The organism is Paenibacillus sp. LX16 (assembly GCF_036252815.1).
GTDB classification, from domain to species: Bacteria; Bacillota; Bacilli; order Paenibacillales; family Paenibacillaceae; genus Paenibacillus; species Paenibacillus polymyxa_B.
The window spans coordinates 5,329,229-5,341,389 of record NZ_CP141152.1 but is presented as its reverse complement, the minus strand read 5'-3'; the positions used below and the strand labels follow the sequence as shown (position 1 = coordinate 5,341,389).

General features: G+C 47.7%; 12 protein-coding genes. All 12 read left to right on the top strand.

Features of this window, described 5'->3' with window-relative positions:
- The first annotated feature begins 9 nt into the window (after window positions 1-9).
- The 12 genes from T3H97_RS23870 to T3H97_RS23815 all read left to right on the top strand — a co-directional run bounded on the left by T3H97_RS23870 (window position 10) and on the right by T3H97_RS23815 (window position 12,082).
- On the top strand, window positions 10-423 hold the full coding sequence (locus tag T3H97_RS23870) for a F0F1 ATP synthase subunit epsilon (RefSeq protein WP_013312322.1): 414 nt from the start codon (window positions 10-12) through the stop codon (window positions 421-423).
- Window positions 424-769: 346 nt separating this feature from the next.
- Entirely contained in the window at window positions 770-1,021 is a 252-nt protein-coding gene (locus T3H97_RS23865; protein WP_328801066.1) for a DUF1146 family protein, read from the top strand.
- 323 nt (window positions 1,022-1,344) lie between these two features.
- Window positions 1,345-2,700, top strand: coding sequence for a UDP-N-acetylglucosamine 1-carboxyvinyltransferase (gene murA, locus T3H97_RS23860; protein ID WP_013312320.1), 1,356 nt, complete (start codon window positions 1,345-1,347; stop codon window positions 2,698-2,700).
- 228 nt (window positions 2,701-2,928) lie between these two features.
- Window positions 2,929-4,368 carry a stage II sporulation protein D gene (gene spoIID / locus T3H97_RS23855; RefSeq protein ID WP_328801065.1) on the top strand — a complete coding sequence of 480 codons (1,440 nt, stop codon included), beginning with the start codon at window positions 2,929-2,931 and terminating at the stop codon, window positions 4,366-4,368.
- A 71-nt stretch (window positions 4,369-4,439) separates the two neighbouring features.
- Entirely contained in the window at window positions 4,440-5,186 is a 747-nt protein-coding gene (locus T3H97_RS23850) for a stage II sporulation protein SpoIIQ (protein ID WP_328801064.1), read from the top strand.
- Window positions 5,187-5,386: 200 nt separating this feature from the next.
- The gene (gene spoIIID / locus T3H97_RS23845) at window positions 5,387-5,674 is read left to right on the top strand and encodes a sporulation transcriptional regulator SpoIIID (protein ID WP_007432737.1); all 288 of its coding nucleotides are present in this window, start codon (window positions 5,387-5,389) and stop codon (window positions 5,672-5,674) included.
- Window positions 5,675-5,845: 171 nt separating this feature from the next.
- On the top strand, window positions 5,846-6,844 hold the full coding sequence (locus T3H97_RS23840) for a rod shape-determining protein (protein WP_023990703.1): 999 nt from the start codon (window positions 5,846-5,848) through the stop codon (window positions 6,842-6,844).
- A 121-nt stretch (window positions 6,845-6,965) separates the two neighbouring features.
- Window positions 6,966-7,850 (top strand): flagellar hook-basal body protein, encoded by an 885-nt coding sequence (locus T3H97_RS23835; RefSeq protein ID WP_328801063.1) that lies wholly within the window; start codon window positions 6,966-6,968, stop codon window positions 7,848-7,850.
- A 13-nt stretch (window positions 7,851-7,863) separates the two neighbouring features.
- Window positions 7,864-8,691 (top strand): flagellar hook-basal body protein, encoded by an 828-nt coding sequence (locus T3H97_RS23830; RefSeq protein ID WP_328801062.1) that lies wholly within the window; start codon window positions 7,864-7,866, stop codon window positions 8,689-8,691.
- A 10-nt stretch (window positions 8,692-8,701) separates the two neighbouring features.
- Entirely contained in the window at window positions 8,702-8,914 is a 213-nt protein-coding gene (locus T3H97_RS23825) for a DNA-directed RNA polymerase subunit beta (protein WP_061831651.1), read from the top strand.
- Between the two features lie 904 nt (window positions 8,915-9,818).
- Window positions 9,819-10,265 carry a 3-hydroxyacyl-ACP dehydratase FabZ gene (fabZ, locus tag T3H97_RS23820; RefSeq protein ID WP_013312312.1) on the top strand — a complete coding sequence of 149 codons (447 nt, stop codon included), beginning with the start codon at window positions 9,819-9,821 and terminating at the stop codon, window positions 10,263-10,265.
- A 98-nt stretch (window positions 10,266-10,363) separates the two neighbouring features.
- Entirely contained in the window at window positions 10,364-12,082 is a 1,719-nt protein-coding gene (locus tag T3H97_RS23815) for a phospho-sugar mutase (RefSeq protein WP_328801061.1), read from the top strand.
- Window positions 12,083-12,161 lie beyond the last annotated feature (79 nt).

The following is a 12,161-nucleotide window of genomic DNA, read 5'->3' as shown; positions in this document are numbered from 1 at the left end:
GGGATTCAAGTGAGCACGTATTTACTAGAGATTGTGACGCCGGAGCGCCTGGTCTATACAGAACAGGTAAACAGCATCAGTGTTCGCGGCTCGGAAGGCGATCTTGGGATTTTACCCGGACACCTTCCCTTGGTCACTCCCTTGAAGATTGCACCGATACGCATTAAAATCGGTGGTCAAACTGAAGTGATCGCGGTCAATGGGGGCTTTCTTGAAGTCCGCAAGGATAAAGTGGTCATTTTGGCTGAGAGTGCGGAACGTTCCGAAGAAATTGATGTGGAGCGTGCCCGTGCGGCAAGGGAGCGGGCAGAACTGCGGCTCCAGAGCAAGCAGGAACAGATAGATCATCATCGGGCGGAAGTAGCTCTGCAACGGGCGCTTAACCGTTTGAATGCTACAAGCATCAGAACCAATAAGAATTAATATTGGATTTTAAGTGGAATTTTAAAAGGGTTCGGCATAGTATACGGATGGAACGACAAGGAGACCACTTCATAATTTCTGCCAAAGAATGTCCGGTAGAAGGTGAGGGAAAACCTTGCTTCCTTCGATCACTGTGATCGGGCCCTTTTTTAGCTGTTATTTCCAAATGTACAGTCCTATTTCTTGCCCGGCTGCTAGGTATTTAGTACCTTTTAAATTCACGAAACAGAAGTGATTAATCACATTTTGTCGAAATAAATGTCCTAAAGACAGAAATAGCACTGGCATATTAGGCGTTCGCCGAGTATTATAAAGAAGTCTGTGACGCAGATGGGAGGAATTATGGTTGAACGGGAAACAGCAATTGGCTGAACAGCTAAGTCAATCGGCGAGTATGACGGCGCTGACCTCCATGATCGTGTCGCTTATCTGTATAGCGTTAGCTTGGTGGGCTTTACAGAGCTTGAAGCTGGATTTGTTAATCCGGCAACCCAAAGGACCGCAGGGCAGATTGCTGCACTTGTTTCTTGCTATAATTTTGGGACAGTTGGTTTCTGGGTTCCTGTTGAGCTACATCTCTTGGAGCCAGATGCTCTAGAATTTGTTTTAACATGAAGTAGGCGGGTTATATGACCTTATGACTGTGTCTCTGCGGGAATTGTCGAATAACATCGCGTCATATTGTTAACAATGGTAAACAAAAGAACCATACATGTATAGCTGGCTGAATCAGTTAGAGTACAATGGTCGTCAAGTACAAAAAACGCTTGTATACTTGTTTTAATCAGTGGTATGATGGCAGTTAGGGTATTAGTAAAATCTTGTTTTTTTATGTAATGAAAAAGCAAGGCATGAAAATAGCGGAATATGTTCTTTTTTTCCAGGATGGAAAAGGGAAATGACGCGCGGAGGGAACCATAGATGAGCAAATTTATCGTCCGCGGTGGCAACAGATTGACCGGGAGTGTCAAAGTCAGCGGAGCCAAAAACTCAGTTCTGCCGATCATCGCCGCTTCTCTGCTAGGAGAAGAAGGAGAAAGTGTTATTATTGATGCACCTCCTCTAGACGATGTGATGACCATTAACAAAGTGCTGGAGTCCTTAGGAGCAGGCGTTACATACCAAGATGAGGTCATTCGTGTTGACGCGCGGAAGATAATTTCCTGTGAAGCCCCTTACGAGTGGGTTAGGAAAATGCGCGCATCATTCTTGGTTATGGGACCGTTGCTTACACGTTTGGGACGTACAAGAATCTCGCTTCCAGGCGGATGCGCGATTGGAACGCGACCAATTGATCAGCATTTAAAGGGTTTTGAGGCATTGGGCGCAGAGATTAGCCTGGGCCAAGGTTTTATTGAAGCTAAAAGTAACGGGCGTCTGCGTGGAGCTAAAGTTTATTTGGATGTAGCCAGCGTAGGAGCAACCGAGAATATTATGATGGCCGCTACTCTTGCTGAGGGCGTAACTACCATCGAGAATGCTGCTAAGGAACCTGAGATTGTTGATCTCGCAAACTTTCTGAATGGAATGGGTGCCAAAGTACGCGGTGCAGGCACGGGCGTTATTCGTATTGAAGGCGTTGAGAAGCTGCATGGTGTAAAACATACGGTCATTCCCGACCGGGTAGAAGCAGGTACTTATATGGTTGCTGCTGCGATCACAGGCGGGAACGTATATGTAGAAGGCGCAATATCCGATCATTTGGGACCGGTTATTTCCAAGATGGAAGAAATGGGTGTAACCATTCAACCCGATGAAAACGGAATTCGTGTCATTGCAGATAAGCCGTTAAAGGCTGTTGATGTTAAAACGTTGCCTTATCCTGGTTTTCCTACCGATATGCAGTCTCAGATGATGGCACTTCAACTTGCCGCTGAAGGAACGAGCATTATTACGGAAACCGTGTTTGAAAATCGTTTCATGCATGTGGATGAATTTCATCTTATGAATGCGGAAATTAAGGTCGAAGGTCGTTCTGCCATTGTAACTGGTAATGCTAAGCTGACAGGTGCGAAAGTAACCTCTACAGATTTGCGTGCAGGTGCTGCGTTAATTCTGACCGGACTCATTGCGGAAGGTACAACGGAGGTATCCGGCGTACATCACATCGATCGCGGTTACGTTCATTTGGCTGAGAAGCTGACTGGATTGGGAGCGGACATTTACAGAGTGACCGTGGAAGAGTCCAAACTGGATCATTCACCCAGTACAGAGCGCGTAATGCCGGAAGAGACGTCGGGGAATCTGTTTAAGAAGATCCAGCCTTCCCTCGCCTAAGCTTTAACGTATGTAGCTTCATGTTGCATAAGTATATTCTTGAACAAAGAAGAACCAAGTCCGAAAGGGCTTGGTTCTTTTGTTGTTTACAGTCAGTCTTTTTTCATTCTTTCAGTTCTCTTAAAATGGTTCTATCAAAGTGGACGACTTCATATGATTGAAAATATCTGCTGGAGTATATCTGTGCTTCCAGCCGGACACTTAGCCCTTTGATGGAGGTTTCAGCCTATGAAAGATTCACAGGTTCGCATCCGTATACCCATTCATCATCCTAAGGAACATCGCCAGGCTTCACTTGCGGAGGAACGACCTGGCTCTATAGCTACTTCGTTACAGAAAAATAAGCTTATGCAACAGCAGCCGGGCACAAGAGGTACATTGTCGACTGGCGTCAAGCCTAATCGGCGTACAACAGCCGTGTCTTCCGCTGTGAACTCCGTTGATACGGCTCTGCCTATCACTGGAGCAGCGGCCCATGACACACGCGCTGCAACCCCGCTGCAAGTGACGCTGCCGCACCTGCGTCCATCCGCCGGGCGTGCCCCGCGCTGGGGCAGCAGACGCCCATGGCTGCCATTCGCTGCCATGGCAGGGGTGCTGGTGCTTGCCATGGCTGTGCCCGCGCTAATGGCGTGGCCTCGCCAGACGGCGCAGCCGTTGCCGCCGAGCAGTCGCACGGCAGCACCGGCTGCGCCTAGCGTAACGGCAAAGGGAGAGACGCCCGTCACGCGCTTGCCGGGCGTTCCGCCGATACCAGCGGTGCCCCCTGCTCCAGCGCGCAGCGTACCGATGGCGGCAGAGCCGGACGTACGCGTGTACGTCACATCCACCGGCCGCACGGAGACGCTACCGCTGGAGCAATACATTGTCGGCGTAGTAGCCGCCGAAATGCCGCCCAGCTTCGAGGGCGAGGCACTAAAAGCACAGGCTATTGCCGCGCGTACCTTCATTGCTCGACGTTTGCTGGCTGATGACACTAGCGGTGCCCCAGCGGGAGCAGATGTGACGGATACTGTTAAACATCAGGCTTATATCTCCAAAGCCAAACTTACTAGAGAATGGGGGAATTCTGGTAAATCCACAGAGCTGGCTAAAATTCAGCAGGCTGTACGAGACACCAAGGATACGATCATGGTATATGAGGGGAAGCCCATTACGGCATCTTTTTTTTCTACTAGCAATGGCTATACCGAAAACTCAGAGGATGTATGGGCGAAGGCAGTGCCCTATTTGCGAAGCGTGTCAAGTCCATGGGACAAGCAGTTGGCCCCGCGTTATACAGAAACCGTCACACTGAGTCGTCAGAGTGTGTTCGATAGATTGGGGTTGAGTCGTACTTCGATAGCTGCTTCTACTGGAGGAGGGAGTATGCCAGAGATTCGTATACTCTCCAAGACAGAAGGACATCGCATTAAGAAGATTGAGGTTGGTGGCTCAATCTTTACAGGGCCGGAAATCCGTAACAAACTGGGGTTACGTTCGGCTGAGTTTACGTGGAAGGCTGAAGGGGATCGGATTGCTATAACAACCTATGGTTATGGTCATGGTGTTGGTATGAGTCAGTGGGGAGCCAATGGAATGGCCAAGGAAGGTCATACTGCCACTCAAATTCTCCTTCACTATTATACTGGCATTTCTTTTGCGAAAGCCTCTCGTATTCTAAGTTAGCAAAATATTTCGAAACTTTGAAGTATAAAAGAGTTGCACCCGGTAACACTGGTTACTGAGGTGATGAGCAAATGAATGAACAAAATAAAAACCAGAACCAAAACCAAAACCATGAAGAAACACCCAAAACCTTTCAGGGTGGAAGAGCTTCACGGCCGTCTTCGTGGAAAAAGCTGTTGTCCAAAAGGTGGGCATACCCGGCAGCCTACATTGCCGCAGCAGCCATTATACTAACCTTAGTGTGGGTCTATCAGGATGCCAGCCAGAAGTCTTTCAAACCTGACCCAGCTAGTCCATCGGTACAAAGCACAAGTGCAGTGAATACCGATGTTAACGGACAACAGCCAGAAAGCGTGGAAGTCGTTGCCCAGTCGGAAAATATCGCATGGCCAGTGGCAGATGCTGGCGCAGTACAGGTCGTAAAGCCGTTCTTTGATGAGAACGCGACCGCTGATGAGCAGGCGGCAGCTATGGTAGAGTACGATAAAACATTTACCGCTAACACTGGGATTGATCTTTCCCGGACTGACGATCAGGCGTTTGAAGTAAGAGCCGCCCTGAGTGGCAAAGTATCTCGTGTGGAACAACATCCGCTGGTAGGTAATGTCGTAGAAATTACGCATGATAATAATCTCAAAACGGTGTACCAAAGCTTGAGTGATCTGAAAGTAAAAGAAGGCGATCAAGTGAAACAAAACGATGTGATTGCTTCAGCGGGTCGTAACGAGCTTGAAAAGGATTTGAAAACACATTTGCATTTTGAAGTGTATCAGGATGACAAGCCGGTGAATCCAGCAGGTCTGCTTCCTAAAAAATAAATCTGGTCATGGCTTTGCATGCAAAGCGGGGAATCCATATTCCCTGCTTTTTTCTTGTGTAGTTTTTGTGCATAAGGTAACATCAGCTGCTTTTGCCAAATAAATAGGCCTTCCGAAGCATGTCTTCCCGCCAAACCGCGAATATATAGGCACGCTCCTCATATAATGTACCAAACTATCCACAGTAGGGAGGCGGGAGCGTGCACGATTACATCAAGGAACGGACCATCAAAATCGGTCGCTGTATCGTGGAAACAAGGAATACGGTCCGTACGATTGCCAAGGAATTTGGTGTCTCCAAGAGCACGGTGCATAAAGATCTGACCGAACGGCTGCCTGAAATCAACCCGGATCTTGCCGATCAGGTGAAGCACATTCTTGAATACCATAAATCCATCCGCCATCTGCGGGGGGGAGAAGCCACGAAAATTAAGTACAAAAAAACGAGTGGCAAACGAAGGGAAATTCTCGTTTCCGGCAAGTCCTAAAAATATATAGTGAATTGGCTGGCAAAGCCATTGAATCAACCCCCTGAAGTATGATATGTTAAAAGATGGTACAAGACGAAAAATGACATGTAACCGTAGGTTTATACATATATTTGCCGCTTCTTGTCGAATCTTAGCTTTTTAAAATATCACTTTGGGGGCCTTTTTAATATGTTCAGTAATGATATCGGTATCGATCTCGGTACGGCCAACGTGCTTATCCACGTCAAAGGGAAGGGGGTTGTTCTTGACGAACCTTCCGTTGTCGCGATAGAAAGCGATACAAAAAGAGTCCTGGCTGTCGGAGAGGAAGCGCGCCGTATGGTGGGACGTACTCCTGGTAATATCATAGCCATCCGTCCATTGCGTGATGGTGTTATCGCCGATTTTGAAGTAACTGAAGCGATGTTAAAATATTTTATCAATCGGGTGGGGGGAAAAAGCTGGTACAGCCACCCTCGTATTCTAATTTGTGCGCCGACGAACATTACCTCAGTGGAGCAAAAAGCGATTCGTGAAGCGGCGGAGCGTAGCGGGGCCAAGGAAGTATTTTTGGAGGAAGAGCCAAAAGCAGCTGCCATCGGGGCAGGAATGGATATTTTTGAGCCTAGCGGCAACATGGTAGTGGATATTGGTGGCGGAACGACTGACGTTGCAGTCCTCTCTATGGGGGATGTCGTAACAGCTTCTTCCATTAAAATGGCAGGGGACAAATTTGATACAGCCATCATGAAATATGTAAAAACGAAGTACAAGCTTCTGATCGGGGAACGTACGGCTGAGGATATCAAGATTGCTATCGGAACCGTGCATCCGAGCGGACGGCGTGCAGAAATGGACATCCGTGGACGGGATATGGTATCCGGATTGCCCAAAACGTTAAGTATTTCTGCGGATGAAGTGCAGGATGCGCTTAGAGATCCTGTGTCGGCGATTGTTGCTGCGGCCAAGTTTGTATTGGAGCAGACCCCACCGGAACTGTCAGCTGATATTATTGACCGTGGTGTTATTTTGACTGGTGGCGGTGCCTTGCTTAGCGGATTGGACGAGCTGCTTGCTGAAGAGTTGCGTGTTCCGGTACTGGTTGCCGAAGATCCGATGCATTGTGTCGTTAAAGGTACAGGAATTATGCTGGATAATTTGGATCATGTGGTTAAGAAAAAGTTCTAATCTGCCGATAGTGACTATAAGAGACTCGTGTGCGGTCAGACAGGTTGCCTAGCATTTTGGTTTTCATGCCTCCGCGCGAGCATATGATTTTAGCAGAGTATAGGATTGGGGTGCACCATACATGTTGAGAGGTTTATATACTGCGGCTGCCGGATTGATGACACAACAACGACGCCATGACACCGTGACGCAAAATATTGCTAATATGAATACGACGGGATACAAACAGGAGAACAGTGTTCAGCGTTCTTTCCCCGAAATGCTTATTTCCATGACGGGTGGTAACCCTGATAACCCGGACCGTACGGTCGGCAAGCTCAATACTGGCGTTTTTGCTGAGGAAAGCCTCTCCCCTTACATTCAGGGAGCATTAAAAGACAGTGGACAAGCGACGGATTTTGCGATACAGTCCAATATTAATGTGAACGACCCAGCTACTGGTCAACCTATGGCTTTTGATCAGGCGGGAAAATTCATCAATGCTAACGGTGAAGTCACCTATCGTCCAGAAGCGTTTTTTACGGTACGGGACAGTAATGGCAATGTTCGTTATACACGTGATGGACATTTTCAAGTAAATGGAGCGGGAGCATTGCTTTCATCGACTGGCTCAGCGGTGCTGGATACGGATGGAAACCCGATTCAATTGACGGGGGCTGTCTCAGCGCTTAAAGTAAATGAGCGGGGCGAATTGGTAGATAGCCAGTCCAACCAGACATTGGGGACCACGCTCGGTATTAGTGTCATTGATCGTCCGTACCAGCTCGTTCGTGAGGGCAATGGGAATTTCCGCCTGAATGATACTGACGGTGCTACAGCTAGAATGATGACCGCTAATGATGCTGTATCCGTTCGTCAAGGTTACCTGGAGGTATCTAATGTTGATGCTTCACAGTCGATGGTGGATATGATGGCTGCTTTAAGAGCGTATGAAGCGAATCAGAAGGTAATTCAATTTTATGATAAAAGCTTGGACAAGGCCGTTAATGAAGTAGGCCGTGTATAACAGGGGGTAAGTGATGAACAACTCCATGATTGGCGCAATGGTATCTATGGCCAGTGTGCAGCAACGTTTGGATTTAATTGCCGATAATATTGCTAATGTCAATACAGTTGGTTATAAGAGTAAACAGGGTTCCTTTGAAGATGTATTGGCCAATGTGCAACAACAGCCTTCAACGTATCTCCAAAATGGACGGGCCATGCCGCTCGGTTATAATTTGGGCTACGGAGTCAAAACGGCCGCAATCATGAAAAATATGGAGCAAGGACCGCTCAAGGAGACGGGACTTCCTACCGATCTGGCGATTCAAGGTAATGCCATGTTTGAAGTTCAGGGAAATGGGCAAAAAGCTTGGACTCGTGATGGTAGCTTTCATTTTATTCCCGATCCGAATGATAGTGCGACGATGATGTTGACCACTGCTGAAGGTTACTCCGTGCTAGATAACAATGATGTTCCTGTGACTGCTCCAGCGGGTTCCAAGGTGGCTATTAACTCGGATGGCGAATTGCTGATTCGTGCTAATGGAATTGGGGATCCGACCGTTGGTCAGAGAATCAAGCTAATGGATGTACAGCGTCCAGAAGGACTGGAACAGCGGGATGATAACCTATTCGTGTTGTTGAATGGTGTAACTGAGGCAAATGTATTCGGAGCAGCAGGTGTGGCAGGTGCTGTTCCAGCGGACGTATCTGTGCGTTCCGGTTATCTTGAGGAATCTAATGTGGATTTAGCGGGCGAAATGACGGATATGATGCAAGTTCAGCGGATGTATCAAATGGCGGCACGGGCACTAACTTCTAGCGATACGATGATGAACCTGGCCAACAATCTGAGGGCTTAAGGATTTGGTGATGAAAGAAGAACAATCTGATTCCCGTCCGGTGCCTGAAAAGACGAAGTCCCGCTGGCGTACTGCTCGTTATTTTATAGTTCCGTTGCTGCTCCTGTTATCGCTGTTAGGCGGCTTAATTGCAGGATATGTAATTGTAGGTAAGCAAGGGTTGTCAGGCGTATTCGAATGGAAAACCTGGCAGCATGTCATTGATCTTATATTTGCGCCTTAGTTTACTTTAAATGAGTGGGGGCGGAAAAAGGCGCTCCGCGAATGATTTGATCTTACGATCGCTGTTGCAGCGGGATTTTTTTATTTTATAAATTATTCAGATGTAAAAATCCCGTTGCAAAGGCGAACGCTCACGCTTCTCCAGATTCAAATCCTTCGCTCGGCTGGCTACCCGCCATCAGCAGGGCCACTTTTATTAAAATAAACCACCCGCAATTTGTGTGGGGAGTATAGAATAACAAAACCCTGTGCCAGTGGCGCGGGGTTTTGTTATATTTTCACCGCAGAACCCTTCAGTGTAGCGCGGATGGATTGCAGCCGATAAAGGTCATCGCAGGGGGCTTCGACTTTGTTCCGTCTTTCACGGCAAGCGAGTATTATTGAAGCGAGGCTTTCCTTTTGAGCCAAAAGTAACTCGGCGGAGGGGATGGAATCGTTCTGAAGAAGCGATAGCGTTCGCCTTTAACCTCGGATTTTACCCTTGAATTATTATACAATGAAAAAATCCGAGGTTAACAGCGATCGGAAGAATGATCCATCCCCGTAGCCCTTCCCCCCCCTTGGCTCAAATGAAACCTCGCTTCACCCCCATAATAGGAGCACCCAATATGGTACTTCCGCGTAATTTTCTTTTTGCATCTGATAACTGTATAATGATGGGGAAGTTTATAACACTGCGGGGTAAAACCAAGCACGGGCAAAAGGGCTTCTTCACGCCTCAGGTTGCATAACCGGCGGAAAAAGCCCCTTATCTCAACCTCCACTTCTGCAGTAGGTGAAGGATATTTAACATTGTTGCCGTCAAGAGCTGTTTTTATGCATTGCAGGCGGGGTAATATTATGCTTGCAGTAACTTATGACTGATACAGAGTCAAACCTGCAAGCGGGAGGAGTTATTAAGGTAAATGGACAAATTGCAATTGGATGTTAATCAAATTCAAGAGATTATCCCACATCGAGCGCCATTTTTATTGGTGGATCGTATTATTGAGCTGGAGGAAGGGAAAAGAGCAGTAGGCATTAAAAATGTAACGATGAATGAGCCTCATTTCATTGGACATTTTCCGGGGTATCCCGTTATGCCTGGTGTGTTGATCACCGAAGCACTGGCTCAAGTAGGGGCTGTCGCATTACTGCATCTAGAGAGCAATCGTGGCAAAATCGGGTTCTTGGCAGGGTTGGATGGTTTCCGTTTCCGTGGGCAGGTGGTTCCTGGAGATACGCTAACGCTTGAAGTGGAAATCACTCGTTCCAAAGGCGCATTTGGCAAAGGGAAGGCTACGGCTAAAGTAGGCGATACGGTAGTAGCTGAGGGCGAAATTATGTTTGCTTTATCTGACCCTCCCCAATAAATAAAGCTCTGCCGACATAAGCACGACGTCTGAACCGAGTGCATGTGTACATAGAAATCCTGTTTTGACAACCCAAAAATGGAGAGGGGAAATTCCGTATGACGCAGTTGAGTAAAAAAGCACTAGAAGGCATTGAGAGCTGGCTGCAAGACCCTTATATTGATGAAGAGACCAAACAGGAGTTGCGCGCATTGGAAGGCAACGAGCAGGAACTGGAGGATCGCTTTTACAAAGAGCTGGAATTTGGTACAGGCGGTCTGCGTGGAGTGATCGGGGCAGGAAGTAACCGGATGAACCGTTACGTCATTGGACGTGCGACTCAGGGGCTGGCTCGCTATATTTTAGAACAGCATGCTGGTAAAGAAGGCAAACCTTCGGTTGTCATTGCACATGATTCGCGTCATTTTTCACCAGAATTTGCTCTGGATGCAGCTTTGGTGCTGGCGGGCAATGGTATCGTGGCTAAGTTGTTCCCTTCCTTGCGTCCAACGCCACAGCTTTCGTTTAGTGTACGTCATTTGGGAGCCAGTGGAGGGATTGTTGTGACAGCGAGTCACAATCCTCCTGAGTATAATGGATACAAGGTATACAACGATGAAGGGGGTCAGCTTGTTCCAGATCAGGCTGAACAGGTAATTGGTTATATCCGCGAGGTTCCTTCGTTTGCCGACATTCGCAGTCTGACACGTGAGGAAGCAGAGGCACAGGGATTGTTGGTTTGGCTTGGAGAAGAGGAAGATGAAGCGTTTGTAGATACGGTAGCCAGTGTGAGTGTGAACCGTGAGCTGATTGCAGCCGGACCAGGCAAAAACTTCAAAGTTGTGTTTACACCTCTCCATGGCACTGGAAATGTACCGGTTCGCCGTGTGCTGGAGAAAATCGGTTTTGAACAGGTGCATATTGTGCCTGAGCAAGAGTTGCCAGATGCTGAATTTTCGACTGTCAAGTCGCCAAACCCAGAAGAACGTGATGCGTTTAAGCTGGCAATTGCGCTGGGTGAGAAAATTGGTGCAGATCTGTTGATCGGAACAGACCCTGATGCTGACCGTATGGGTGCAGTTGTGAAAAACCGTGAAGGCGAATATGTGGTATTGTCCGGTAATCAGTCTGGCGCGATCATGGTTTACTACTTGTTGAATCAGCTGAAAGAAACAGGCAAGCTTCCGAATAATGGGGCGGTTATCAAAACCATCGTAACCAGCGAAATGGGTGCGGTCATTGCCGAACATTTTGGAGCAACTGTGTTTAACACGCTAACTGGATTCAAGTATATTGGCGAGAAAATGAACCAGTTTGACCAAACTGGCGAGTACACCTACCTGTTTGGCTATGAAGAGAGCTATGGTTATTTGGCAGGGAATTATGCTCGCGATAAGGATGCTGTCTTGGCGGCTATGCTGATCGCTGAAGCTGCTGCTTATTACAGCACACAAGGTAAGACGCTTTATGATGTTTTACAAGAGCTGTACGAGCAGTTTGGCTACTTCCTTGAGAAGCTGGAGTCTCGTACCCTTAAAGGTAAGGATGGAGTGGCACAAATTCAGGGCAAAATGACCGATTGGCGTAGCAATGCACCTCAAGAGATTGCAGGCGTGAAGGTAGATAAGGTACTGGACTACTCACAAGGTCTGGACGGACTTCCACAGGAAAATGTACTCAAATTTTTACTGGAGGACGGTTCGTGGTTTTGCCTGCGCCCTTCGGGCACAGAGCCGAAAATCAAAGTATACTTTGCGGTACGCGGTTCCTCGCTGTCAGACGCGGAGCAAAGAATCAACCATCTGGTCGATGCTGTTATGGCTCGCGTAGACGCTTGAGAAAAATCCCTTTATAATAGAATAGGTTAAGGTAATTGGATAAGATATAGTAATCGGTGACCTCTCACGGCAAAGGGCA